The organism is Cellulomonas sp. P1_G12_2 (assembly GCF_056405535.1).
This window is the reverse complement of sequence record NZ_JBFUBX010000001.1, coordinates 514,114-538,437: the sequence shown is the minus strand read 5'-3', so window position 1 is coordinate 538,437 and position 24,324 is coordinate 514,114. Positions and strand designations below refer to the sequence as shown.

21 protein-coding genes are annotated in these 24,324 nt (G+C 72.2%); 12 read left to right on the top strand and 9 right to left on the bottom strand.

Going from position 1 to position 24,324, the window contains the following annotated elements; translation table 11 throughout:
• Positions 1-26 precede the first annotated feature (26 nt).
• On the top strand, positions 27-2,264 hold the full coding sequence (locus AC1DXT_RS02670; RefSeq protein WP_477059822.1) for an aryl-beta-d-glycosidase: 2,238 nt from the start codon (positions 27-29) through the stop codon (positions 2,262-2,264).
• A 61-nt stretch (positions 2,265-2,325) separates the two neighbouring features.
• A complete protein-coding gene (locus AC1DXT_RS02665) occupies positions 2,326-2,889 on the top strand; it encodes a hypothetical protein (RefSeq protein ID WP_477059821.1) in 564 nt (187 codons plus the stop codon).
• Positions 2,890-2,978: 89 nt separating this feature from the next.
• Here the strand turns inward: AC1DXT_RS02665 and AC1DXT_RS02660 are convergent, their stop codons facing one another.
• A complete protein-coding gene (locus AC1DXT_RS02660; protein WP_477059820.1) occupies positions 2,979-3,632 on the bottom strand; it encodes a TetR/AcrR family transcriptional regulator in 654 nt (217 codons plus the stop codon).
• 144 nt (positions 3,633-3,776) lie between these two features.
• Here AC1DXT_RS02660 and AC1DXT_RS02655 point away from each other — a divergent pair, with 144 nt between their 5' ends.
• From AC1DXT_RS02655 to AC1DXT_RS02645, 3 genes are read left to right on the top strand one after another with little or no spacing between them, the layout of a single operon-like run.
• Complete coding sequence (locus tag AC1DXT_RS02655) at positions 3,777-5,066, top strand: MFS transporter (protein ID WP_477059819.1); 1,290 nt, start codon at positions 3,777-3,779, stop codon at positions 5,064-5,066.
• Complete coding sequence (locus AC1DXT_RS02650) at positions 5,066-6,775, top strand: glycoside hydrolase family 3 protein (RefSeq protein WP_477059818.1); 1,710 nt, start codon at positions 5,066-5,068, stop codon at positions 6,773-6,775. The genes AC1DXT_RS02655 and AC1DXT_RS02650 overlap by 1 nt, the downstream gene beginning before the upstream one ends.
• A gap of 36 nt (positions 6,776-6,811) precedes the next feature.
• Positions 6,812-8,284 carry an outer membrane protein assembly factor BamB family protein gene (locus AC1DXT_RS02645; protein ID WP_477059817.1) on the top strand — a complete coding sequence of 491 codons (1,473 nt, stop codon included), beginning with the start codon at positions 6,812-6,814 and terminating at the stop codon, positions 8,282-8,284.
• Positions 8,285-8,288: 4 nt separating this feature from the next.
• Here AC1DXT_RS02645 and clpB read toward each other — a convergent pair whose 3' ends face one another.
• The gene (clpB, locus tag AC1DXT_RS02640; protein ID WP_477059816.1) at positions 8,289-10,877 is read right to left on the bottom strand and encodes an ATP-dependent chaperone ClpB; all 2,589 of its coding nucleotides are present in this window, start codon (positions 10,875-10,877) and stop codon (positions 8,289-8,291) included.
• A gap of 111 nt (positions 10,878-10,988) precedes the next feature.
• Here clpB and AC1DXT_RS02635 point away from each other — a divergent pair, with 111 nt between their 5' ends.
• Complete coding sequence (locus tag AC1DXT_RS02635; protein WP_477059815.1) at positions 10,989-11,924, top strand: alpha/beta hydrolase; 936 nt, start codon at positions 10,989-10,991, stop codon at positions 11,922-11,924.
• Here AC1DXT_RS02635 and AC1DXT_RS02630 read toward each other — a convergent pair.
• On the bottom strand, positions 11,896-13,164 hold the full coding sequence (locus tag AC1DXT_RS02630; RefSeq protein WP_477059814.1) for an ion channel protein: 1,269 nt from the start codon (positions 13,162-13,164) through the stop codon (positions 11,896-11,898). The genes AC1DXT_RS02635 and AC1DXT_RS02630 overlap by 29 nt on opposite strands.
• A 1-nt stretch (position 13,165) precedes the next feature.
• Positions 13,166-14,161, bottom strand: coding sequence for a cation diffusion facilitator family transporter (locus AC1DXT_RS02625; RefSeq protein ID WP_477059813.1), 996 nt, complete (start codon positions 14,159-14,161; stop codon positions 13,166-13,168).
• 103 nt (positions 14,162-14,264) lie between these two features.
• Between AC1DXT_RS02625 and AC1DXT_RS02620 the strand changes: the two genes are divergently transcribed.
• From AC1DXT_RS02620 to AC1DXT_RS02605, 4 genes are all read left to right on the top strand, one after another.
• Complete coding sequence (locus AC1DXT_RS02620) at positions 14,265-15,047, top strand: VOC family protein (protein WP_477059812.1); 783 nt, start codon at positions 14,265-14,267, stop codon at positions 15,045-15,047.
• Positions 15,048-15,058: 11 nt separating this feature from the next.
• Positions 15,059-15,799, top strand: a complete 741-nt coding sequence (trmB, locus tag AC1DXT_RS02615) for a tRNA (guanosine(46)-N7)-methyltransferase TrmB (protein ID WP_477059811.1) — start codon at positions 15,059-15,061, stop codon at positions 15,797-15,799.
• Positions 15,796-16,590 carry a LysR family substrate-binding domain-containing protein gene (locus AC1DXT_RS02610; protein ID WP_477059810.1) on the top strand — a complete coding sequence of 265 codons (795 nt, stop codon included), beginning with the start codon at positions 15,796-15,798 and terminating at the stop codon, positions 16,588-16,590. Before trmB ends, AC1DXT_RS02610 begins: the two co-directional genes overlap by 4 nt.
• 234 nt (positions 16,591-16,824) lie before the next feature.
• Positions 16,825-18,354: an APC family permease gene (locus AC1DXT_RS02605; protein WP_477059809.1), complete on the top strand. Its 1,530-nt coding sequence runs from the start codon at positions 16,825-16,827 to the stop codon at positions 18,352-18,354.
• On the opposite strand, the gene AC1DXT_RS02600 is transcribed toward AC1DXT_RS02605, so the two are convergent.
• Together AC1DXT_RS02600 and AC1DXT_RS02595 are read right to left on the bottom strand one after the other, a co-directional pair.
• Positions 18,355-18,771: a DUF5997 family protein gene (locus AC1DXT_RS02600; RefSeq protein WP_477059808.1), complete on the bottom strand. Its 417-nt coding sequence runs from the start codon at positions 18,769-18,771 to the stop codon at positions 18,355-18,357.
• A gap of 85 nt (positions 18,772-18,856) precedes the next feature.
• Positions 18,857-21,337, bottom strand: a complete 2,481-nt coding sequence (locus AC1DXT_RS02595; protein ID WP_477059807.1) for a glycogen/starch/alpha-glucan phosphorylase — start codon at positions 21,335-21,337, stop codon at positions 18,857-18,859.
• Between the two features lie 160 nt (positions 21,338-21,497).
• Here AC1DXT_RS02595 and AC1DXT_RS02590 point away from each other — a divergent pair, with 160 nt between their 5' ends.
• A complete protein-coding gene (locus tag AC1DXT_RS02590; RefSeq protein ID WP_477059806.1) occupies positions 21,498-21,890 on the top strand; it encodes a phage holin family protein in 393 nt (130 codons plus the stop codon).
• Positions 21,891-21,895: 5 nt separating this feature from the next.
• Here the strand turns inward: AC1DXT_RS02590 and AC1DXT_RS02585 are convergent, their stop codons facing one another.
• Positions 21,896-22,423 (bottom strand): M15 family metallopeptidase, encoded by a 528-nt coding sequence (locus AC1DXT_RS02585; RefSeq protein WP_477059805.1) that lies wholly within the window; start codon positions 22,421-22,423, stop codon positions 21,896-21,898.
• Between the two features lie 103 nt (positions 22,424-22,526).
• Positions 22,527-22,901, bottom strand: a complete 375-nt coding sequence (locus AC1DXT_RS02580; protein ID WP_477059804.1) for a hypothetical protein — start codon at positions 22,899-22,901, stop codon at positions 22,527-22,529.
• A 165-nt stretch (positions 22,902-23,066) separates the two neighbouring features.
• On the opposite strand from AC1DXT_RS02580, the gene AC1DXT_RS02575 reads away from it, so the two are divergent.
• Complete coding sequence (locus AC1DXT_RS02575; RefSeq protein WP_477060800.1) at positions 23,067-23,822, top strand: helix-turn-helix transcriptional regulator; 756 nt, start codon at positions 23,067-23,069, stop codon at positions 23,820-23,822.
• A gap of 18 nt (positions 23,823-23,840) precedes the next feature.
• Here AC1DXT_RS02575 and AC1DXT_RS02570 read toward each other — a convergent pair whose 3' ends face one another.
• Complete coding sequence (locus AC1DXT_RS02570; protein ID WP_477059803.1) at positions 23,841-24,317, bottom strand: hypothetical protein; 477 nt, start codon at positions 24,315-24,317, stop codon at positions 23,841-23,843.
• Between the last annotated feature and the right edge of the window lie 7 nt (positions 24,318-24,324).

Sequence of the window (24,324 nt, the reverse complement as noted above, 5' to 3'; positions counted from 1 at the left end):
GAACCCCAACGAGGAGGTACCCCGCGATGACGCAGGTCTTCGACGTCGAACGTGTCCTGGCTCAGCTGACCCTGGAGGAGAAGGCGTCCCTGACGTCCGGCTCCGACTTCTGGCACACGCAGGGCGTCGAGCGCGCAGGCGTCCCGGCGGTCATGGTCACCGACGGCCCGCACGGCCTGCGCAAGCAGCCCGAGGAGGCCGACCACCTCGGGCTCGGCAACTCCGTCCCGGCCACGTGCTTCCCGACCGCAGCCGCCCTCGGCTCGTCGTGGGACGTCGAGCTGGTCACCCGTGTCGGCGAGGCTCTCGGCCGCGAGACGCGCGCCAACGACGTCGCGGTGCTGCTGGGCCCCGGCGTGAACATCAAGCGGACACCTCTCTGCGGTCGCAACTTCGAGTACGTCTCGGAGGACCCGGTGGTCGCCGGTGAGCTGGGCACCGCGATCGTTCGCGGCATCCAGAGCCAGGGCGTCGGCACGTCGCTCAAGCACTTCGCGGCCAACAACCAGGAGTCGGACCGCATGCGCGTGTCCGCCGAGGTCGACGAGCGCACGCTGCGCGAGATCTACCTGCCGGCCTTCGAGCGCGTGGTGACGAACGCGCAGCCGTGGACCGTGATGTGCGCGTACAACAAGGTCAACGGCACGTACGCCTCCGAGAACCACTGGCTGCTCACCGAGCTGCTGCGCGACGAGTGGGCGTTCGAGGGGCTCGTCGTCTCCGACTGGGGCGCCGTGCACGACCGCGTGCCCGCGCTCGTCGCCGGCCTGGACCTGCAGATGCCCGCCGCCGGCCCGCGTCCCGACGAGGAGGTCGTGGCCGCCGTCCGCGACGGCTCGCTGGACGAGGCCGTGCTCGACGTCGCCGCGCGCCGGGTGCTCCGCCTGATCGCCCGGTCGCTGCCCGGCGTCGAGGCGGACGACTCGTTCGACGTCGACGCGCACCACGAGCTGGCCCGCGAGGCCGCGGCCGCCGGATCCGTGCTGCTGAAGAACGACGGCGGGCTGCTGCCGCTGGCCTCGACCGAGGGCGTCGCGGTCATCGGCGAGTTCGCCCGCACCCCCCGCTACCAGGGCGCCGGCTCGTCGCAGGTGAACCCGACTCGGCTCGACGCCCCGCTGGACGCGCTGCGGGAGGCCGGTGAGCTCGAGTTCGCCCCCGGCTTCACCATCGCGGGCGGCCCGGACGGTGACGACGCTGCCCTGCTCGCCGGGGCCGTGGAGGTGGCGCGCTCCGCGGAGACCGTCGTCGCGTTCCTCGGCCTGCCTGGGCCTGACGAGTCCGAGGGCTACGACCGCCCCCGCCTCGGGCTCCCCGACAACCAGGTGGCCCTGCTCCGGGCCGTGGCCGAGGTCAACCCCCGGGTCGTCGTCGTGCTCGCCAACGGCTCCGCGGTGAGCGTGACCGACTGGCGCGACCTCGCCCCGGCGATCCTGGAGACCTGGCTCGGCGGACAGGCGGGCGGGTCGGCCGTCGCGGACCTGCTGCTCGGCGTCCGCACCCCGTCCGGCCGGCTCACCGAGACCATCCCGCACCGGATCGAGGACACCCCCGCGTTCGGGAACTTCCCCGGCGAGGCCGGTGTCGTCCGGTACGGCGAGGGCGTGCTGGTGGGCTACCGCTGGTACGACACCCGCGCGATGGACGTCGCCTACCCGTTCGGCCACGGCCTGTCGTACACGACGTTCGGCTACTCCGACGTGGCGGCGACCGCGGACGGCACCGACATCACCGTGACCGCCACGATCACCAACACCGGGTCGGTCGCCGGCGCCGAGGTGGTCCAGGTCTACGTCCGCGACCCGCACGCCTCCGTGCTGCGCCCGACGCGCGAGCTCAAGGCCTTCGCCAAGGTGGCGCTCGAGCCCGGCGAGTCCCGCGCGGTGTCGTTCACGCTGGGCGCCCGCGACCTGTCCTACTGGCACCCCGGCCTGCACCGCTGGGTGCTCGAGGGCGGCGAGTTCGTCATCGAGGTCGGTGCGTCGTCCCGTGACCTGCGCGGTGCGGTGTCGCTGGAGATCGAGGGCGAGCCGCTGTGGGGCGAGCTCACGCCGATGTCCACGATCGAGGAGTGGCTCGCGCACCCGGTCGGCGGTCCGCTGCTGCAGGCCGCCCTGGTGCCGCCGGCCGACATGGGCCCGCTCGAYGAGACGATGCAGGCGATGATCCAGCAGATGCCCGCCAAGGTGATCGCCGACTTCGGCCTCTCGGGCTTCGACCGCGAGACGCTGGACACCCTGGTGGCGAAGGTCGCCGCGGGCTGACGCCCACCGCCGCGAGAACGGCACGTCACGCTGCCGTTCTCGCGGCTGGGACACTCGTGCGATGGACCTGGACCTCGTGCTGGCCCGGCTCGACTCGGCCGGGGTCTGGCTGGACCCCGGGCTGAGCGCCGACGAGCTCGCGGACGTCGAGCGGCGGTTCGGGTTCACGTTCTGCGCCGACCACCGCGAGCTTCTGACGCTCGCCGTGCCGGTCGGTGACCGCTGGCCGGACTGGCTCGACGAGGACGCGGAGGCACTCCAGAAGCAGCTCGCGTGGCCCGTCGACGGCGTGGTGGTCGACGTGCTCCAGAACGAGTTCTGGCCGGCGTCGTGGGGTCCGCGGCCTACCGACGACCTCGAGGCCGAGGCCCGTCGGCACCTCGCAGCGGTCCCGACGATGGTCCCCGTGTACGCGCACCGCTACCTGCCGAGCGGTCCCGCGGCGCCGGGAACGCCCGTCTTCTCGATCTACCAGACCGACGTCATCTCCTACGGCTGCGACCTGGCGGACTACCTGGAACGCGAGCTCCTCGGTCGGTCGTCGCCCGTCCCTCTGCCGGACGCCTCGCTCCGGGTCCCGTTCTGGTCCGACCTCGTAGACGGCGTCGACCCGGCGGACATGTGACGTCCACCCGGTCGCCGAGCTCGTGAGTTCGCGTCGAGTTCGGGAGCTGCAGCTCAAGAAGTCGGCGCGAACGCACGAACTCGCACCGGTCAGTCGGTCAGGAGCGCCGCGAACTGCGCCCGCAGGGCCTCCGCCATGTCCGGGCGGTCGTCCGGGGTGTCGGCCGCGAGCAGCCACTGGATCTGCATGCCATCCATCACCGCGACCGTGAGACGGGCAGCGGCGAGCGGATCGATGCCGGCGCGAAGGCGTCCTTCGTCGCGCCACCGCTCGAACTCCGCCGTCGTCAGGGTGAGGACGGCGCGGTAGCGGTCCTGGAAGTACTCGTGCGCGGGATGGTCGGGGGCGGTGGCCTCCGCGGAGAGCGTCGCGAACAGCTCGACGATCCCGGGGCGCGCGGCGTTGCGCTCGATGAGTCGCGCCAGGCCGGCGAAGTAGTCGTGGCCCGCGTCGAGGTCGGCCCGGAAGAGCGCCTCGTCCACCTCGTCCCGCCGCGCGAGGACCGCCGCGAGCAGTACGGCCTTGCTCGAGAAGTGGTGCAGCAGACCCGGGTGGGAGATGCCGACACGCGAGGCCACCTCGCGCAGGGACGCCGTGTGGTACCCCACCTCGCCGAACAGCTGCATGGCCGCGTCGAGGATCTCCTCGCGCGTGGCACGGCCCTTGGCGTAGCCGGCCGCGCGGGAGCCTGACGCCGGAGGAGCTGCGGACTGCGTCGCTGCGGTCGTGACCTCGGTCGTCATGGGCCCAGGATGCCACGAGGGAGCCAATTCCGACCAGATGGTAACCACGGCCTTCCACCAATCCCGACCGCGTGGTAACTTCCCACTTACCACGCGGTCGGGATTCAAAGACGGTCCGACCCGCTGTCCGACACAGGAGTCGACATGGCCCTCTCCCAGCCCCCGGCCCCGCTCACGAGCGCGGCACCCCCGGCACCGAGCACCACCGCGCGCGAGCCGCGCAGCTACCTGCCCGCCCTCAGCCTCGCCAACCTCGGCGTCTACGTCGCGCTGCTCACGCCGGTGATGGTGTCGATGGCGTTCAAGATCGACCACCTCGTCGGCAGCGAGGCGGCGCCGGCCACGCTCGGCATGGTCATGGGTGTCGGCGCGCTGTTCGCCCTCATCTGCAACCCGCTGGCCGGCCGCCTGTCCGACCGCACCACCAGCCGCCTCGGCATGCGTCGCCCGTGGATCATCGGCGGCGCGATCGTCGGCACCGCGGCCCTCGTCGTGGTCGGCACCGCGCAGTCCGTCGCGCTCGTGCTGGTCGGCTGGTGCGTGGCGCAGRCCGGGTTCAACGCGGTGCTCGCCGCCGCCAACGCGACCATCCCGGACCAGGTGCCGGTCGAGCGCCGCGGCAAGGTGTCCGGCCTGGTCGGCATGGCGTTGCCGCTGGCCATCCTGCTCGGCAGCGTGATCGTCAACCGGATCTCCGCCGACGTCACCCGGTTCCTGGTCCCGGCCGCCCTCGGCCTGCTCTTCTCGCTCCTGCTCGCCGCCGTCCTGCGCGACCGCCGCCTGTACGAGGCGCCCGCGCAGAAGTTCACCGCCGGGCAGTTCTTCGGGTCGTTCGTCTTCAACCCCCGCAAGCACCCGGACTTCGGCTGGACCTGGCTGACCAAGTTCATGGTGATGTTCGGCTACGCGGGCATCGCCACGTTCCTGCCGTACTACCTGATCGGCCGGTTCGAGCTGTCCGAGCAGGACGCCACCGGCGTCATTCTCACCGCCACGTTCGCGTCGGTGATCGGCATGGTCATCTCCAGCCCCATCGGCGGCATCCTGTCCGACCGGTTCGGCAAGCGTCGCCCGTTCGTCGCCGCCGCCGGCGCGATCATGGCCGTCGGCCTCGTGGTGCTCGCGTTCGCTCCGTCGATCGCGCTGGTCGTGGTCGGGCAGGCCATCATCGGGCTCGGCGCGGGCGCGTTCTTCTCCGTCGACATCGCGCTGGCCACGCAGGTGCTGCCCAGCAAGGACGACACCGCCAAGGACCTCGGTGTCCTCAACATCGCCAACGCGCTGCCGCAGTCGCTGGCGCCCGCGATGGCCCCCGCCATCCTGGCGGTCGGCGCCCACCTGCCCATCGGGCAGTACCCCACCTGGTACCTGTTCGGCGCGCTCGTCGCGCTGGCCGGCGCCGCGCTGGTCTACAAGATCAAGGGCGTCCGCTGATGCGGGAGTACGAGGACCCGACGCGGCCCGTCGACGAGCGCGTCGAGGACCTGCTCGGCCGGATGACGCTCGAGGAGAAGGCCGGCCAGCTGTTCCAGCACATGATCACCGCCGGACCGCTGGACGAGAGCGACGCCGTCTTCGGCCTGCCGTCCGCCAAGGAGTACGTCCTCGGCAAGCACATGACGCACTGGAACCTGCTGGGCGTCCCCGGCGACGCCCGCCAGATCGCCGAGTGGCACAACCGCCTCCAGGCCCTGGCGCAGGAGACGCGGCTCGGCATCCCCGCCACGATCGCGACCGACCCCCGGCACGCGTTCACCGACAACCCGGGCACGGCCCTGCTCTCCGGCCCGTTCTCGCAGTGGCCCGAGACGCTCGGGCTGGCGGCGACGCGCGACGAGGCGCTCACGGAGCGGCACGCGGACATCGCCCGTCAGGAGTACCTCGCGGTCGGACTGCGGACCGCGCTGCACCCGCAGGTCGACCTGGCCACCGAGCCTCGCTGGGCGCGCGCCAACGGCACGTTCGGGGAGGACGCCGACCTGACCGGCCGCATGGGCGCCGCGTACGTGCGGGGGTTCCAGGGGCCCGACTTCGGGGTCGAAAGCGTCTCGACGATGACCAAGCACTTCCCCGGCGGAGGTCCGCAGAAGGACGGCGAGGATCCCCACTTCGCCTACGGCCGCGAGCAGGTGTACCCCGGGGGCCGGTTCGCCGAGCACCTGGAGCCGTTCAAGGCGCTCCTGGCGGCCGGGACGCGGCAGATGATGCCGTACTACGGGATGCCGGTCGGGTTGGAGGGCATCCCCGAGGTCGGCTTCGGGTTCAACAAGCCGGTGCTCGACCTGCTCCGCGACGAGCTCGGCTTCGACGGGATCATCTGCACCGACTGGGGCCTGGTGACCGACGCCGAGGTGTTCGGGCAGCCGTTCCCCGCGCGGGCGTGGGGGGTCGAGCACCTGTCGGTCGAGGACCGCGTCGCTCTCATCCTCGATGCCGGCGCCGACCAGCTGGGCGGCGAGGCGTGCCCGGAGGTCGTCGTGTCGCTCGTGCGCAGCGGCCGGATCACCGAGGCGCGGGTCGACGCGTCCGTCCGGCGGCTCCTGCGGGAGAAGTTCCTGCTCGGGCTCTTCGACGAGCGTCGTTACGTCGACGTCGACGCGGCATCCCGGATCGTCGGTTCCGACGAGTTCCGCGCCGCCGGCATCGCAGCCCAGGCCGCGGCGGTGACCGTCCTGACCAACGACGGCATCCTGCCGCTGGCCCCCGGACTGCGGATCTACGCCGAGGGGTTCGAGGGCACGGTGGACGACCCCGCCGATGCCGACGTCGCGATCCTGCGGCTGCAGGCGCCGTACGAGCAGCGCGGTCCCGGGTTCGAGTCGTTCTTCCACGCCGGCTCGCTCGACTTCCCCGAGTCGGAGGTCGCGCGCATCGCCGCGATCTGCGCGCAGGTGCCGACCATCCTCGACGTGTACCTCGACCGGCCGGCGATCCTCACGCCGCTGGTGGAGGGGGCCGCGGCGGTCGTCGTGAACTTCGGCGCCGGTGCCGGTCCCCTGCTCGACGCGCTCCGCGGTGCCGCGCGCGGGAGGCTCCCGTTCGACCTGCCCCGGTCGATGGCCGCCGTCGAGGCGTCCCGCGAGGACGTCCCGTTCGACACGGCCGACCCGCTGTTCCGGTTCGGGCACGGCCTCACCGTCTGAAGCCGGCACTCGCGTGAAGACTTCGTACCGCCTGGCGTGACGAAGTCTTCACACGAGCGAGGTGCCGCCCTCGTCCCGGTCGCGCTCGTCGAGGACGACGAGCGCGAACCGCCGCAGTCCGCGGAGCCCGCCCACCGCTCGCGCCGCGTTCTGCTCTTGCTGCTGGTCCCGGTCGCGGCGGTCGCCGTGCTGGCCGGCGCTCAGCAGGTGAGCGAGGCCCTCGAACGGGCAGCCGACGCGAGGGTGGCCGCACTGCCGGGCGCGATCGACCCGCTGGGCGACAGCGTCGACGTCGTGTGGCGCTCCGACCCGATCGACCTCCCGCTCGCGTACGGGCTCGTGGCGCAGGGCGCGGTGCACGGCGTCGTCGTCGGCCCGGACGGGTCGCTGACGTACCGGGCCGTCGACCTCGCGACCGGGGCCGAACGGTGGTCCACCGACCTCCGCGGCCCCGACCCGGACCTCGTCGACCCCCTGAACACCAGCCGCACCCGCTGCCAGCCCTGGGGCGCGGACCTCGCCGACCCCACGCAGGTCGTGTGCCTGGTCACCGACGTCTACCTGGGTCGAGCCGGCACGGGCGAGGCGGGCCGCGTCGCCTCGCAGTCGCGGCTGCGCCTGCTCGACCTGGCGGACGGGCACACGCTGGTCGACCGCGCGATCGAACCCGTCGGCTCGATGGCGGTGCTCCCGGGCCTCGTCGCGACCGGCGCCGTGGACGCTGCGAACCACCTGCTCGTCGTGGCGACCGACCCGCTCACCGGGGCGGAGCTCTGGCGGTACCGCGGCGCCGGACCCCTGCCCGGAGCCACCCCGCCGCCCCCGGACGTCGCCGGGGTGGGCGGCCTCGTCTTCGTGGCCACCAGCGCCGCCGACGGCCCGATGCTGCTCTCTGCCACGGGCGAGCGCATCCCGGTCGACGCCGCGACCAACGGCTGGGCGGGGACCGAGCAGGGCTGGCTCACGCTGCAGCGGCTGGAGCCCGGCCGCAACGACCCCGTCACCACCGTGTACCGGCCCGGCGAGCCGCCGGTGGAGGTGGACGGGACGTTGCTCGACCGCAGCGTCGACGACGGCAGCGTGCCGGGCTTGGAGGTGTCGACAGGGCAGGAGTTGTACGGCTGGGACACGAGGACGGGCGCCCGGCGCTGGGAGGCAGACGTGGACGTCGCACCCGCCTTCCGACCGTCGGTCCTGGTGATCGAGGGGGTCGTGTACGTGGCGGGGTTCGACGACATCGTCGCGCTCGACGCGCGGACCGGCGACGTGCGGTGGACGTTCCCGCGACAGGTCGGCAGCTACCGCGGGGAGCTGCTGACCGACGGCGCGCACATCCTGCTCGTCGAGGCGCTCGGCGACGGCTTCGGGACCGCCTACGTGATCATCCTCGACCGGCGCGACGGCAGCTTCGTCCACCGCCTCGCCCTCCCGGCCGGCGTCCGGGACGTCTTCGCCGCGGGGCGCCGGCTCGTCGACGCCGGGCCGCAGGGGATCGCCGGGCTCGGGTGACGGATCAGGTCCCGACCACCAGCCCGGCCTCGCCGCGGTCCACGAGGACCGTGTCGCCGTCCTTGATCTCGCCCGCGAGGATCTGCCGGGCCAGCCGGTCACCGATCTCGCGCTGCACCAGTCGCCGCAGCGGCCGCGCGCCGTACGCGGGGTCGTAGCCCTCGATCGCCAGCCACTCGCGCGCGGCCGGCGAGACCTCGAGCGTGAGCCGGCGGTCCTTCAGACGACGGCCCAGAGCGGCCACCTGGAGCTCCACGATGTGCCCGAGCTCGTCCAGCGAGAGAGGGTCGAAGAGGACCACGTCGTCGAGCCGGTTGAGGAACTCCGGCTTGAACGCGGTCCGCACCGCGGACATGACCGCCTCGCGCTTCTGATCGTCGGACAGGAGAGGGTCCACCAGGAACTGCGAGCCGAGGTTCGACGTGAGCACCAGGATCACGTTGCGGAAGTCGACCGTGCGCCCCTGGCCGTCGGTGAGCCGCCCGTCGTCGAGCACCTGCAGCAGCACGTCGAACACCTCGGGGTGCGCCTTCTCCACCTCGTCGAGCAGGACCACCGAGTACGGCCGGCGGCGGACGGCCTCGGTCAGCTGCCCGCCCTCCTCGTACCCGACGTACCCGGGGGGCGCGCCGACGAGCCGGGCCACCGAGTGCTTCTCGGCGTACTCGGACATGTCGATGCGGACCATGGCGCGCTCGTCGTCGAACAGGAAGTCTGCGAGCGCCTTGGCCAGCTCGGTCTTGCCCACGCCGGTCGGCCCGAGGAACAGGAACGATCCCGTCGGCCGGTCGGGGTCGGACACGCCCGCACGCGCACGGCGGACAGCGTCCGACACCGCGGCGACCGCGGGGCGCTGCCCGATGAGCCGCTCCCCGAGCACGTCCTCCATGCGCAGGAGCTTGGCCGTCTCGCCCTCGAGCAGCCGCCCGGCCGGGATGCCGGTCCACTGCGCGACCACCTCGGCGACCTCGTCGGGCCCGACCTTCTCCGCGATCATCGGCGCCGAGTCGGGCAGGGAGTCGACGGCCTCCTCGTCCGCCTCGGCAAGAGCGATCTGCTCCTGGAGCGCGGGCAGCTCGCCGTACTGGATGCGCGCGGCACCGGCCAGGTCGCCCTCGCGCAGCAGCCGCTCCGCGTCCGAGCGCAGGGCGTCGAGCCGGGCCTTCAGGTCGCCGACCAGGTTGTGCCCGGCCTTCTCCTTCTCCCACCGCGCGGTCAGCGACGCGAGGTCCTCGCGCCGGTCGGCCAGATCTGCCCGCAGGCGCTGCAGCCGGTCCGCCGAGGCGGGGTCGTCGGACTCGCTGAGCACGACCTCCTCCATCTCGAGCCGGGTCACGGCGCGCTGCAGCTCGTCGATCTCGATCGGCGACGAGTCCAGCTCCATTCGCAGGCGGGACGCGGCCTCGTCGACCAGGTCGATGGCCTTGTCGGGGAGCTGGCGGCCGGTGATGTAGCGGTCGGAGAGGGCGGCCGCGGCGACCAGGGCGGAGTCGGCGATGGTGACCTTGTGGTGCGCTTCGTACCGCTCCTTGAGCCCGCGCAGGATGGCGACGGTGTCCTCCACCGAGGGCTCGCCGACGAACACCTGCTGGAACCGCCGCTCCAGCGCGGGGTCCTTCTCGATGCGCTCGCGGTACTCGTCGAGCGTGGTGGCACCGACCAGGCGCAGCTCGCCGCGGGCCAGCATGGGCTTGAGCATGTTGCCCGCGTCCATGGCGCCCTCGGAGCCGGCACCCGCACCGACGACCGTGTGCAGCTCGTCGATGAACGTGATCACCTCGCCGTTCGAGCCGGTGATCTCCGCCAGCACGGCCTTGAGCCGCTCCTCGAACTCGCCGCGGTACTTGGCGCCGGCCACCATGGCGGCCAGGTCGAGCGCCACGAGCTTCTTGCCGCGGAGCGACTCGGGCACGTCACCGGCGACGATGCGCTGGGCGAGCCCCTCGACGACGGCGGTCTTGCCGACGCCGGGCTCGCCGATGAGGACGGGGTTGTTCTTGGTGCGGCGCGACAGCACCTGCACGACGCGGCGGATCTCGGCGTCGCGGCCGATCACCGGGTCGAGCTTGCCGTCACGGGCGCGCTGGGTCAGGTCCATGCCGTACTGCTCGAGCGCCTTGTACGTGCCCTCGGGGTTGGGCGTCGTGACCCGCGCCGAACCGCGGACCGCGGGCAGCGCTGCCGCGAGCGCGTCCCGGGACGCGCCCTGCGCGCGCAGGGCTTCGGCCACACCGGACTGGCCGGTGGCGAGGCCGAGCAGCAGGTGCTCGGTGGAGATGTAGTCGTCGCCGAGCGAGCGCGCCTCGGAGGACGCCGCCTCCAGCGCGGTCGACGTGGCGCGCGATGCCGAGGGCTGCGCGACGGTGGAGCCGCTGCTGGACGGGAGGTTCACCAGCATGGCCCGGACGGCCCGGCCGAGCGCACCGCGGTCCGCGCCGACGGCGTCGAGCAGGCCGTTGGCGACGCCGCCCTCCTGCTGCAGGAGCGCGTTCAGCACGTGTGCGGGCTCGAGCTGCGGGTTGCCGGCGGCCGATGCCTGCTGGATGGCGTCGCCCAGGGCCTCCTGGGACCGGGTGGTGAACTTGTCGTCCACGTGACCTCCTTGTGTGTCGAGTCTGCTCTTCGCAACCGCGGCCAGAGTTGAGTCTATTCCGCTCAAGTCTGGAAGCCACCTCGGCAGGTTCGCTCGTGCGACGATCACGCCATGACCGACGACGTGCTCGGGCCCGGCTGGACTGCTCAGACGCTGCCGCTGCGGCCCGACGGCCGCACCCCCGATCCCGTCGCCACCCTCGTCCACCGCACCGGATCACCCAGCCGACGCGCCCTGCTCTACGTGCACGGGTTCGTCGACTACTTCTTCCACACGCACGTCGGTGACGCGCTCGCGGCCCACGGCTACGACGTCTACGCGCTCGACCTGCGCGACTTCGGGCGCTCGATCCGCGACGGTCGGCCGCCCAACCACGTCACCGACCTGGGCGCGTACGCCGAGGAGATCGACGCCGCCGTCCGGATCATCCGCGCCGACCACGACGAGGTCGTCCTGCTGGGTCACTCGATGGGCGGGCTGGTCACGTCCCTGTGGGCGGACGCCCGCCGGGGCGAGCACCTCATCGACGCGCTAGTGCTCAACAGCCCGTGGCTCGACCTGCGCGGCTCGTGGTTCGAGCGCACGGTGTTCACCGCCGTGCTCGACGGCGTCGGCAGGGTCGCCCCGGACGTCGTCGTCGGCAAGATCGGTCCGTTCTACGGGCGCGCCCTGCACGAGGGCACCGGCGGGGAGTGGTCGTACGACCTCGCGTGGAAGCCTCACGACGGCTTCCCGGCCCGCGCCGGGTTCGCCCGGACCATCCGGCGCGGCCACGCGCGCGTCGCCCGCGGCCTGGACATCGACGTGCCGGTCCTCGTCCTGGCCTCCGACGCCTCCGGCCCCGACGACGTCTGGCACGACGCCCTGCTGACCACGGACTCGGTGCTGGACGTCGCGGACATGAAGCGGCTAGCACCCAACCTCGGCCCGGACGTCACCTACGTCGAGATCCCCGGCGGCACCCACGACCTGGCGCTGTCCCCCAGGCCCACCCGCGACACGTACGTCGCCGAGGTGCTCAGGTTCCTGGACGCGCGTCTGGGCTGACCGGGTCCATCAGCGGCGGGCGGTTGGTGACCACCAGCCACGCTGCGAGCGTGGCGAGCACCAACCCGACCAGCAGCGACACCTGCGGCACCACCGCGACCGCCATGAACAGGCTCAGCCAGCCGTTGCGGGTGGCGGCGACGACGATGCCGACCACGGCCGCCCCGACCGCGAGCGCCAGGGGCACCGCGTCCCACGCGGAGTGCACGGCGAACCCGAGCGCGACGCCGACGAACAGCGCGGGGAAGATGCGTCCGCCACGGAAGCCGGACGTGGCGGCGACCAGCAGCGCGGCCAGCTTGATGCCGGCCAGGGCCAGGAAGCCGAGTGCGGTCGTGGTGGCAGCCAGGCCGGGCAGCTCCTGCATCTGCGACAGCCCCTTGAACAGGGTCACCTCGCCGCCGAGCGCGCCGAGCAGGCCCAGCAGCAGACCCCCGGCCGTGAGCATGAGGACCGGGTGGCCGATCCGCAGGAACAGGCGGTGCATCGGCACGAAGAGGTACACGGCGACCAGGCCGACCGCGGCGGCGCCGACGGCGATGACGATCGCGTAGCCGAGGTCCTCCAGGCCGCCGTAGGTGTACGCGGGGACGTCGACGGACAGGTCCAGGTCCTCCAGCTGCAGCATGGTGAGCGCCCCGGCGGTCGCCGCGACCAGAGGAGCGAACAGCCGGTCCCACAGCGGGATGCGGCGGTCGCCCGCATCCAGCTCCGAGAGCAGCAGCGCGGCCGCGACGGGCGTGCCGAACATCGCGCCGATCGTGCCGGACACCGCGATGGCCAGCCACATGGTGGTCTTGACCTTCGGCAGGAAGCGCAGCCCGAGAGCCACCGCCAGTCCCACGTTGATCCCGATGATCGGGTTCTCCGGCCCGAGGCTCACCCCGCCCGCGAGCATGAGGACCAGGGCGAGCGCCAGCCCCGGCAGCACCCGCAGGCCCAGAGGCGCGGCGACCAGCTCCTGCGTGGCCGGGTCCGGACCCGCGTGCCCCGGCACGTAGCGGATGACGAGCCCGATGAGCAGACCGATCGCGGTGAGCACCCCGATGATCCAGAGCGCGGAGTTGGAGTCCACGCCGAGCGCCGCGCTCAGGTCGTCCCAGATCCAGCCCTCGAGCAGCTTGGCCAGCCAGCTGAGCGCGAAGAGCGTGAGCGCGCAGCCGATCCCGACGACCGCCGCGGGCACGGCGAGCCGCAGCAGGCTCAGGACCGGCACCCGGAACTCCTGCTCGGTCGCCATGTCAGAGGCCCGCGTCCTGGGGCTCGGACAGGGAGAGCGTCGCGCCGACCACCGCGGGCGTCGCCGAGATCCGCCGCTCCAGCGACGCGAGCACGTGCGACGCGTCGTCCTCGGCCATGTTGCCCGCCAGGTCGACGGCACCCACCAGGTAGATCTGCCGCGCGCCGACGAACTCGAGCCGGAGCTCGGTGACCCGGTCGACCTCGGGGAGCTCCAGCAGCGCCCGGACGGCCGCGGCCTGCAGGCTCGGGTCCACCGCCTGGCCGACGAGGAACCGCCGGTTGCGGTCGATGAGCACCACCGCGACCACGGCCAGCAGCACCCCGACGAGGATCGAGCCCACCGCGTCCGGGACAGGCGAGCCCGTCACCTGGTGCAGCGCGATGCCGACGAAGGCGATGAGGATGCCGACGAGCGCCGCCGCGTCCTCGAAGAACACCGCCCGCACGGTCGGGTCCGACGTCTCGAGCACGTGCTCGAGCACGTCCCGGTCCTGCCGGGCGGCGGCACGCTTCACCTGCCGTGACGCCTGCACGAACGAGATCCCCTCCAGCACCGCCGAGACCGCCAGCACCACGTACGCGATGACGAAGTCGCTGGCCGGCTCCGGGTGGATCAGCTCCTGGATGCCGTGCGTGATCGACACCCCGGCGCCCACCGCGAACAGCCCGATCGCCGCGAACAGCGACCACACGTACACCTCGCGGCCGTAGCCGAGCGGGTGCGTCGGGTCCGGGGGCCGTGCGGCGCGCCGCTGCGCGATGAGCAGGAACACCTCGTTCCCGGCGTCGGCCCACGAGTGCGCGGCCTCCGCGAGCATCGACGCCGCCCCCGTCATCACGGCGGCCACCGTCTTGGCGACGGCGATGAGCAGGTTGGCCCCGAACGCGACGACGACGGTCAGCGTGCTCTCGCCGTGGGACTCCTCCGTCGACCCCGCGGCGGACACCACGGCGACGGGCGGTTCCCTGGGGTCGCCCGCGGCGAAGGGTGCCATGAGACGTGACTAGCACAGGCACCGGGTGATGTCTCCCCCCACAGAGCGCGTTCTGGCTGGTCGCCCGGGTGCGGCCAGCGCGGCGGGGGTGTTGGGTGAGCGCATGACGACCCACCGCGAGGCATGGCCCACCGGCACCCCGGCGTGGGCCGACATCACGGTGCCGGACGTCGCCGCCGCACGCGCCTTCTACGGTCCGCTGTTCGGCTGGGAGTTCGAGGTCGGCGGTCCCGAGGTCGGCTCGTACACGCAGGCGTTCACCGACGGGCGCCGCGTCGTCGGCTTCGGCGAGCCCATGAACGAGGAGCCCGCGCCCCCGCCCGCCTGGTGCGTCTACCTCGCCACCCAGGACCTCCCCGCGACCGCCGCCGCCATCGCCGAGGCCGGCGGAAAGCAGGTCGTGCCGCCGATGCCGATCCTGGACCTCGGCAGCATGGGCATCTTCGTCGACACCGCAGGGGCCGTGTTCGGGGTCTGGCAGCCCGGCTCGCACACCGGCTGGGACGTGGTCGAGGAGCCCGGCTCGGTGGTCTGGTCCGAGGTCATGGTGCACGACCAGCCCGCCGCGGCCGCGTTCTACGAGCGGGTGTTCGCCTACGACGTCGAGGACCTGAGCGCGCCCGGCTTCACCTATGCGTCGGTGTCCGTCGGCGGCGCACCCGTGGCCGGCGTGGGCGGCTACGGCGCCCAGGCCGGGGCCGACGCGCCCGCCGCGTGGACCCTGTACTTCGGCGTGACCGACACCGACGCGTCGGCCGCGCGTGTCACCGAGCTGGGCGGCACGGTGGTCAGCCCGCCGACGGACTCCGCGTTCGGGCGGATGGCTATCGTGGCCGGGCCGTTCGGCGAGGTCTTCGCGCTGATGGGGCCGACGGCCGACGCCTAGGCTGGACCCTCGTGACCCTCCCGTCCGACGCGTTCCGGCACGTGGCGTCGCGGCCGCACGAGCCGCTGCGCACGTTCCACCCGCGTCGCGCTCCCCTGGGCCCCGAGCGCGAGGACGCCCTGCGGCACCTGTGGCCGCGGCTCGGGTTCTCGGTGCACGACGCGGGCTCGCCGATGCCAGTGGCGCCCGACGGCTCCCTGGACACGGTCGCGCTCTTCGGGCGGTCGGCTCCGGTGGTGCTGGAGATCGGGTCGGGCATGGGCGAGACGACGACCGCGATGGCCGCCGCCGATCCCGCGCGGGACTACCTGGCGGTCGAGGCGCACCTGCCCGGCGTCGCGAACCTCCTCGGCCTGGTCGACCGCGCGGGGCTCACCAACGTCCGGGTGGCCCACGGCGACGCGCTGGACCTCGTGCGGACCGCCGTAGCCGAGGAGTCGCTCGACGCCGTGCACGTGTTCTTCCCCGACCCGTGGCCCAAGGCCCGCCACCACAAGCGCCGCCTGGTGCAGCCGTCGCACGTCGCGCTCCTGCGGTCGCGGCTGCGGCTCGGCGGCACCCTGCACTGCGCCACCGACTGGGCCGAGTACGCCGACGCGATGCTCGCCGTGCTCGCGGCCGACCCGTCCCTCGAGAACACCGTGGACGCGTTCGTCCCGCGTCCGCCGCACCGGCCGGTCACCAAGTTCGAGCAGCGCGGCCTCGACCTGGGCCACGAGGTCCACGACCTGGTGTTCCGGAGGATCCGATGACGTTCCGCATCCTGCTCGTCCCCGGCGTCAACCCCGACCGCTGGCTGCGCGTCTGGCAGGAGCGGCTGACGGACGTCCCGGTCGAGCTGGTGCACGCGCAGCCCGACGAGGCCGTGACCGTCCTGCGATCGGGCCGTGCCGACGTGGCCCTGGTCCGGCTGCCCGTGACCGATGACGACCTGTCGACCATCCCGCTGTACACCGAGTCCACGGTCGTCGTGGTGCCCAAGGACCACGTGTTCAGCGTGGTCGAGGAGATCGACGCAGCGGACCTTGAGGACGAGCTGCTCGTCGTGCCCCTCGACGACCAGCTGCACTGGGCCGACGCGCCCGGCGCCCGCTTCGCCGGCGACCCCGTCCCGATGACCACCGACGCGGTCGAGCTCGTCGCCGCCGGGGTCGGGGTGCTCGTCCTGCCGCAGTCGCTCGGTCGCCTGCACCAGCGCCGCGGGCTCGTCGCGCGGACCGTGCGGGACGCGCCCGGGTCCGCCGTCGGCCTGGCGTGGGTCACCGACCGGTACGACGACCTGACCGAGGAGTTCATCGGCATCGTGCGCGGTCGCACCGCGACCTCGTCGCGCGGCCGCGGCGCCCCGGCTGCGGAGGCGACTCCGCCGAAGGCCCGCGGCAAGGGATCCGGCACGGGCGCGACGGGCAAGGGCGGGTCCGGCAAGGGATCGACGGGCAAGGGCGGGTCCGGCACGGGCGCGACGGGCAAGGGCGGGTCGGGTCGCAAGCCGTCGGCCAAGGGCACCGCCGCCCCCCGCGCACGCAAGCCCCGCCCCCGCTGACCCGCAACACGTGACGAGAACAACCCTGGACGCGTTCTGCACCCCCGTGACGCGTCCCACGTTGTTCTCGTCGGCCCGTCGGGCGACTCGGCCGGGGGACGGCCCGGTCGGCCCCTCGGGCGGCTCGGCCGGGGGACGGCCCGGTCGGCCCCTCGGGCGACTCGGCCGGGGGACGGCCCGCGGGAGTAATGTCCGGATCCGGGGGTACCGCGACGACGCGAGCCGGGAGGTCCGATGAGCAGCGCCCTGACCGACGAGTCCCCTGCACAGACGAAGGGGCTGAGCTCCGGTTCGCTGGGCCTCTGGGGCAACACCGTCATCGGCCTGGCCAGCACGGCACCCGCCTACTCGCTGGCGGCGACGCTCGGCTACGTGGTGCTGGCGGTCGGCGACAAGTCGCCGGCCATGTTCCTCATCGCGTTCGTGCCGATGCTTCTCGTCGCGATCGCCTACCGCGAGCTCAACTCGGTCATGCCGGACTGCGGGACCACGTTCACCTGGGGCGCCAAGGCGCTCGGTCCGTGGGTCGGCTGGCTGGGGGGCTGGGGCCTGGCGGTGTCGGGGATCATCGTGCTGGCCAACGTGGCCGAGGTCGCAGCCGTCTACTTCCTGCGCGCGTTCGGCCTCGACGAGGTGGCCGAGAACCGGATCGCGGTCCTGCTCATCGGAGTCGGCTTCATCGCGGCCATGACCTGGGTGAGCTACCGCGGCATCCTGGTCAGCGAGCGCCTGCAGAACGTGCTCGTCGTCTTCCAGTTCATCGTGCTGGGGGGCTTGAGCATCCTGGCGCTCTGGAAGGTCTACGCCGGCACCGCCGGACCGCAGGCCGTGCTCCCGGAGTGGTCCTGGTTCAACCCCGCCGGGCTGTCGTCGTCGGCCATCGCCGCCGCCGTGATCCTGTGCCTGTTCATCTACTGGGGCTGGGACGCGTGCCTCGCGGTCAACGAGGAGACCAAGGACCTCGCACGCACCCCCGGACGCGCCGCGGTGCTGGCCACGGTCATCCTGCTGGTCACCTACTGCCTGGTCGCGGTGGCCGTGCAGGCGTACGCGGGGTTCGGCACCACCGGGATCGGCCTGAACAACGAGGCCAACATCGACGACGTGGTCACCGTGCTGGGCGGTCCGCTGCTCGGACCGGTGATGGCGTTCATCCTCCTGCTGGTCATCGCGGTGTCCGCGACGGCGTCGACGCAGACCACGATCCTGCCGACCGCCCGCGGCACCCTCGCGATGGCCGTCTACAAGGCCGTGCCCGAGCAGTTCGCGCGCGTGCACCCGGTGTTCAAGACCCCGTCGTTCTCCACGCTGGTCATGGGGATCACGGCCACCGTGTTCTACATCGTGCTCAAGCTGCTGAGCGAGGACGCCCTGTTCGACTCGATCGCGTCGCTGGGCCTCGCCGTGGCGTTCTACTACGCCGTGACCGCCTTCGCGTGCGTCGCGTACTTCTGGCGGTCGATCTTCCGCAGCGCCCGCAACTTCTTCCTGCGCGGCCTGTTCCCGCTGCTCGGCGGCGCCGGCATGGTCTGGGCGTTCGGCATCTCGGCGCGCGACATGCTCGACCCCGACTACGGGTACACGAGCTTCGGCGGGGTCGGCGGTGTGTTCGTCATCGGGGTCGGGATGCTGGTCCTCGGGGTGCCGCTGATGGTCGCGTGCGCCGCGAAGCTGTCCCTGCGGCCGTACTTCCGCGGCGAGTCGCTCAACCGCGACACCCCGGTGCTGGTGCCCGACTTCGAACCGCCGCGCGGGGGCCTCTGATCAGCCCTTGCCGGAGGCGGCCTTGCGGTCGGCCTCGGCCTTGCGGTCCGCCTCGCGCGACTCCTGCAGGCGCTCCTCCAGGCGCACCTGCGCGGCGATCTCGCGCTCGCGGACCAGCCAGTTGGGCGGCTCGGCCTGCAGCGCCTCGATCTCTTCCGTGGTCAGCGGGTCCGTGATCCCGCCGCGCGCGAGGCCGCTGATCGAGATGCGCAGCCGGCCCGCGATGACGCTGCGGGGGTGCGGCCCGTCGCGGCGCAGGTCCACCAGCCACTGCGGCGGCGTGCGCTGCAGCTCGGTGAGCTCGTCGCGCGTGATCATCCGGTTCTGGAAGTCCTCCGGCGTGGCCGGCAGGTATACGTCGAGCTTGGCGGCTGCGGTCGACGCCTTCATCTCCTGGGACTTCTTCGCGGGTGTCACGCGACAAGGGTAGGCCCCGGCACCACGTCACAGCGTCCGAGGACGTGAGCGCCGTGGCGGCCACTTCCTCGGACGCTGCGCGTCGTCACTTCTCCGGGGGCACCGGGTGCGTGTGCCAGATGCGGTCGATGTAGTCGCGCATCGAGCGGTCCGAGGAGAAGAAGCCGGACCGCGCCACGTTGAGCACCGCCGACCGCGTCCACGCCTCGGTGTCCGCGTACGCCTCGTCGACCCGGGCCTGCGCGTCGATGTACGCCTGGTAGTCGGCGAGCACCAGGAACCGGTCCTCGGACAGCAGGTTGGACACGATGGGCTCGAACGTCGTCCGGTCGCCGCCGGAGAACGTGCCCGACGCGATCAGGTCGAGAGCGTGCCGCAGCGAACGGTTCTCCTCGTAGTACGACGTGGGGTGGTAGCCACGGTCGACGATCTCCGCCACCTCCGGCTCGAGCAGCCCGAAGAGGAAGAAGTTGTCGTCGCCCACGAGCTCGCGGATCTCGACGTTCGCGCCGTCGTCGGTGCCGATGGTCAGGGCGCCGTTGAGCGCGAACTTCATGTTGCCCGTGCCTGACGCCTCCTTGCCGGCCAGCGAGATCTGCTCGGACAGGTCCGCCGCGGGGATCAGCTTCTCCGCGAGCGTGACGTTGTAGTTGGCGGGGAACGCGACGGTGAGCCGGCCCTGCAGCGCGGGGTCGTTGTTGATCGTGCGGCCGACGGCGTTGATCAGGCCGATGGTCTGCTTGGCCATCTTGTAGCCGGGTGCCGCCTTGGCACCGAACGCGAAGGTGCGCGGCGTGACGTCCTCGATCTTCACGGCGCCGGACGTCACCTGGTCGTACAGGGTGACCACGTGCAGGAGCTTGAGCGTCTGGCGCTTGTACTCGTGCAGGCGCTTGACCATCACGTCGAGCATCGTGTCGGGGTCGATCGCGATGCCGTCGCGCTCCGCCAGCACGTCCACCAGCCGGAGCTTGTTCGCGCGCTTGACCTCGCGGAACGCCTGCCGGAACTCGGCGTCGTCGGCCAGCGGCTCGAGATCCTTCAACCGTTCCAGGTCGGTGACCCATCCGTCACCGATCGCCGCCGTGACCAGCTCGGACAGGCCCGGGTTGGCCAGCCGCACGAACCGCCGGGGCGTGACGCCGTTGGTCACGTTGGTGAACTTGTCCGGGAAATAGTCGGAGAAGTCGTGCAGCACCTTGTCCTTGAGCAGCTGCGAGTGCAGGGCCGCCACACCGTTGACCTTCGAACCCGCCACGGTGGCCAGGTACGCCATCCGGACGGCGCGCTCGGGGTACTCGGCGATGATCGACATGCGGCGCACACGGAGCTCGTCGTCCGGGTACGCCTCCCGGAGCTCGGCCATGAAGTCCTCGTTGATCCGGTAGATGATCTCGAGGTGGCGCGGCAGGAGCTTGCCCAGCAGGTCCACCGACCAGACCTCGAGGGCCTCCGGCAGCAGGGTGTGGCAGGTGTACGCGAAGCACTTCTGGGTGACCGCCCAGGCGTCGTCCCAGTCCCAGCCCTTCTCGTCGACGAGGATCCGCATGAGCTCCGGGATCGCGATGACGGGGTGGGTGTCGTTGAGCTGGAAGATGATGCGCTCGGGCAGCTTGTGCAGGTCGAAGTCGCCGGGCAGCACCTGGTCGAGGAAGTCACGGATCGAGCAGGCGACGAAGAAGTACTGCTGCTGCAGGCGCAGCTCCTTGCCCTGCGGCGTGGAGTCCTCCGGGTAGAGCACCTTGGAGATGTTCTCCGCGAACGTCTGGGCGCGGACCGCCTGCGCGTAGTCGCCGGCGTTGAAGATCTCCAGGTCGAACGCGCGGGTGGCGCGCGCGCTCCAGAGGCGCAGCGTGTTCACGCGACCGTTCTCATAGCCCGGGACCATGTAGTTGTACGGGACGCCCAGGACGCTCCAGCCCGGCACCCACCGGCTCCGGGTCTCGCCGTCGTCGGCCACGTACTGCTCGGTGTGACCGCCGAAGTCGACGGTGACGGCGGCCTCCGGGTGCGGGAACTCCCACGGCGACCCCAGCGCCAGCCAGTTGTCGGGCTTCTCCACCTGCCAGCCGTCGACGAACGTCTGGCGGAAGATGCCGTACTCGTACCGGATGCCGTAGCCGATGCACGGGACGTTCATCGTCGCGAGCGAGTCGATGAAGCACGCCGCGAGCCGGCCGAGGCCACCGTTGCCGAGACCGGGCTCGACCTCCGCCTCGCGCAGCTCCGCCAGGTCGATGCCCAGGGACGCCAGACCCTCCTCGACGACCTCGTCGAGGTCGGCGGCGAGCAGGGCGTTGTCCAGCTGCCGGCCGAGCAGGAACTCCGCCGACAGGTACGCCACGGACTTGGCCTGGATCTGGTACTGCCGCCGCAGGGTCTCCATCCAGCGGACCATGAGGTAGTGGCGCACCGTGCGGGCCATGGCGAGGTACTTGTCGTTGACCGACGCGCGCGTGAGGTCGGTGCCCTGACCGAAGTTCAGCTCGCGCAGGAACTCCCGGACAAAACCGTCGACCGTGTGTTCGGGGGTGGCGATGGGCGTGGGTGTCGAGTTCTCCGTCACCCGAGCCACGGTAGCGGGCGTCCTGGCCAACGACCGAGCCGTGCGATCACTCGTAACAAACGGACTGGTCACACCCTGGCGGCGCGGTAGCGCGCTTCCCTAGGGTGAGGCTCAGGGCCCGGGACCCGCTCCCCGCCCCTGACGCGAAGGAGCATCTCCGATGGTCGTCTTCCTGATCCGGGCGTTCATCTTCCTGGCCTCGGCGGCCCTCGGCCTGTGGATCGCGTCGCTGATCGTCGACGGGTTCACCGTGACGGCGTCGGGATTCCTCGTCGCGGTGATCGTCTTCGCGGTCCTGCAGAGCATCCTCACGCCGTGGTTCCTGGTGATGTCCCGCAAGTACGCGAACGCGCTCACCGGTGCCGTCGGCCTGGTCTCCACGGTCGCGGCGCTGTGGGTGGCGACCCTCATCGGCGAGGGCCTGACCATCAGCGGCACCACCGCCTGGGTCTTCGGTTCGCTCACGGTCTGGATCGTCACCATGCTCGGGACGCTGATCCTGCCGCTGATCTTCCTGCGCAACCGGGTGCAGAAGAACAACGCCGCGGTCTGACGGGCTCACCAGCCGCTGGACGAGTCCGGGTGCAGCTCAGGGCACGTCTGCGCGCCGTCGGCCAACAGCTCGAAGTGCCAGATCTCGTTCGCGTACGTGCGGCACAGGCCCAGCTCGAACCCGTGCTCACCCAGCCACAGGGCTCCCTCGGTGGGTCCGACGTCGATCGCGGTCCCCTGCACGTGCGCGGACGACTCCGGCGGGAGCACCCACCGCCGCGCCTCCTCGATCGACCCGTACCGCTCGACCGCGTCGTCGACGATCGCCTGCTGGTCCGCCGCCGACCGCCAGCCCGACGTCAGGGTGAGGGGCACACCGGCCAGCCCGGCCGCCTCCTGCGCGGCGGCGAACCGCTGCTCGAGCACCGGGCTCAGCCCCTGGGCGGTCGGGGTCGGACCCGGAGTCGCGGCGCTGCCCAGCGCGTGCACGAGGCCGGCGACGGCGACGCAGAGCACGACCACCGCACTCGCGACCGCCCACCGCGCACGGCGACGGCGCACTCGTTCCGGGAGTCGTCCGACATAGAGGGTCACGATCCTCACTCTGCGTCGGCAGGACCCCGCGGCGAGTGGCCCTCAGGGCGGATCCCGGCCGCCGGCCGTTGGTCCCCCGGGCGGACCGCCGTCATCCCCCAGGTCAGTCGTGGTAACCCATCGGGAAGCCGCTGTCGCCCTCCGCCCAGGCGTCGCTCGTCGCCCGAGGTGGTGGCACGTGCCGCACGTCCCCGCACCGCGTGCACCGCCACGTCGAGTCGACCGCGGCGAGCCGGACATACGTGTGGTCGATCGGGAGCTCGCACCACCACCAGGCGCCGGGCGGCTCGTGGTCGGGCGTCCGGTCGCGCAGCGCCGAGACCAGGTTGATCAGCGCGAACACGGCCACGAGGGCGAGCACCACCCCGAGGAACGCCCCGCCGAGCCAGAACCAGGCTGTGGGGAGCAGCAGCGCCAGGGCCCCGCCGAGCGCGACGGCCAGCACCACCGACCGGAAGATCACCCGTCGTCGTCGCACGGCGTGCCTCCTGGAGCCGTCGCCGGCACCGGCGACCTCGGACTCCGTGCACCCGATCGTCCTCCGCGAGCGTGCCCAGGGGAAGGACGGGGCGGCTCGGATCGGGTCAGCGCTACTGTGGTCGGGTCTGCGATGTCGGGGACAGCTGGGGGCCCCATCGTGAAGATGGACGACGCGCTGCGCATCGGAGTCGATGTCGCCTGGCAGGTCGCGCGCGGGCAGGACTACGCCCAGGAGCTCACCGAACGCGTCGACCGGGCGCTCTCCTCGGACGCCGGGACCGGCCTGTGCCTGTGGTCGACGACTCCCACCGGCCTGAGCGGAAGCGTGATGCTCGGCGTCTCGCGGCTGTTCACCCTGACGCCCGCCCAGGTCGCCGAGGCCGAGTCGGTGGCCGGCCGGCATCCCTCGTTCCGCACGCTCCTGCGCAACCGCCTCGTCCATCGCGTCAGCGACGTCGCCGAGATGGAGCCGTTCTGGGACTCCGACATCTACCAGGCGATGCACTCCCACACCGAGGGCCGCTACCCCGCCGCTCTCGCCCTGCAGCGCACCCCGACGACGCTGCTGTTCCTGGGCGTGCACCGGCAGTGCGGCGACCTCACGGACGACGAGCTCGCCTGCCTCGCGGCGCTCGGGGAACCGGTCCGTGCGGCGCTGACGTTCCGCGCGGCACTCGACTCCGCCATCGCCCGCCTCGGGGAACGGTACGAGGAAGGAAGCACCCCGTTCACACCGAGAGAGGCCGAGGTCATCGCCCTGGCCGGCCGCGGATGGACGACCACGCGCATGGCCCGGCACCTGGGGATCAGCGAGAGCGCAGTGAAGCACCGCCTCGCCGCGGCGCGCGACCGGGTGGGAGCGGCCAGCCGCATCGAGCTCGCGGCCCGCTGGGCCCGACAGGTCGACCACGCCGAGTAGCGGGGTGCCCGGTGGGGGTCAGCTCAGCTCGGCGCAGAGGTCCCGGGTCGGGCCCGCGAAGGACTCGAGCGTCCAGACCGCGTCCGCGTCGACATGGAAGACGACCCGGCCGTTGTAGAGGGTGGTGGACGGCCCGGCAGGCACATCCGTCGGGAACAGGATGACGATGTTGCTGCCGTTCAGCTCGTAGCGGGAGGCATCGTCCGGCAGCTGCGTCACCCGCACCGCGACGCCCTTGGACCGCAGGCTGAGCGACGCGCTGGTGTCCACGTTGGTCAGGGTGAGGTTCTCGCCCCGGCCGGTGAACATGATGACGTCGCCGTGCTGGTGGAACTTGAGGGCTCCACCGTCCCCGACGATGTCGAGCGGGAAGTCGCAGGCAAGGCCCGCGGGTTGCACCGCGGCGTGCGCCGGCGCGGCGGCCAAGGCGGTCAGACCGAGCGCTGCGAGGGCGGCGGTGGCCAGGCGGAGGGTGCGAGCAGGTGTGACGCTCATGGGGATG

What these genes read in the sequence shown, in the direction of transcription:
- AC1DXT_RS02625 (WP_477059813.1), bottom strand. Translation starts at nt 14,161, where the DNA reads ATGGCACCCTTCGCCGCGGGCGACCCCAGGGAACCGCCCGTCGCCGTG.
- AC1DXT_RS02650 (WP_477059818.1), top strand. Translation starts at nt 5,066, where the DNA reads ATGCGGGAGTACGAGGACCCGACGCGGCCCGTCGACGAGCGCGTCGAG.
- AC1DXT_RS02620 (WP_477059812.1), top strand. Translation starts at nt 14,265, where the DNA reads ATGACGACCCACCGCGAGGCATGGCCCACCGGCACCCCGGCGTGGGCC.
- AC1DXT_RS02660 (WP_477059820.1), bottom strand. Translation starts at nt 3,632, where the DNA reads ATGACGACCGAGGTCACGACCGCAGCGACGCAGTCCGCAGCTCCTCCG.
- AC1DXT_RS02630 (WP_477059814.1), bottom strand. Translation starts at nt 13,164, where the DNA reads ATGGCGACCGAGCAGGAGTTCCGGGTGCCGGTCCTGAGCCTGCTGCGG.
- AC1DXT_RS02590 (WP_477059806.1), top strand. Translation starts at nt 21,498, where the DNA reads ATGGTCGTCTTCCTGATCCGGGCGTTCATCTTCCTGGCCTCGGCGGCC.
- AC1DXT_RS02665 (WP_477059821.1), top strand. Translation starts at nt 2,326, where the DNA reads ATGGACCTGGACCTCGTGCTGGCCCGGCTCGACTCGGCCGGGGTCTGG.
- AC1DXT_RS02575 (WP_477060800.1), top strand. Translation starts at nt 23,067, where the DNA reads ATGGACGACGCGCTGCGCATCGGAGTCGATGTCGCCTGGCAGGTCGCG.
- AC1DXT_RS02605 (WP_477059809.1), top strand. Translation starts at nt 16,825, where the DNA reads ATGAGCAGCGCCCTGACCGACGAGTCCCCTGCACAGACGAAGGGGCTG.
- AC1DXT_RS02635 (WP_477059815.1), top strand. Translation starts at nt 10,989, where the DNA reads ATGACCGACGACGTGCTCGGGCCCGGCTGGACTGCTCAGACGCTGCCG.
- AC1DXT_RS02610 (WP_477059810.1), top strand. Translation starts at nt 15,796, where the DNA reads ATGACGTTCCGCATCCTGCTCGTCCCCGGCGTCAACCCCGACCGCTGG.
- AC1DXT_RS02570 (WP_477059803.1), bottom strand. Translation starts at nt 24,317, where the DNA reads ATGAGCGTCACACCTGCTCGCACCCTCCGCCTGGCCACCGCCGCCCTC.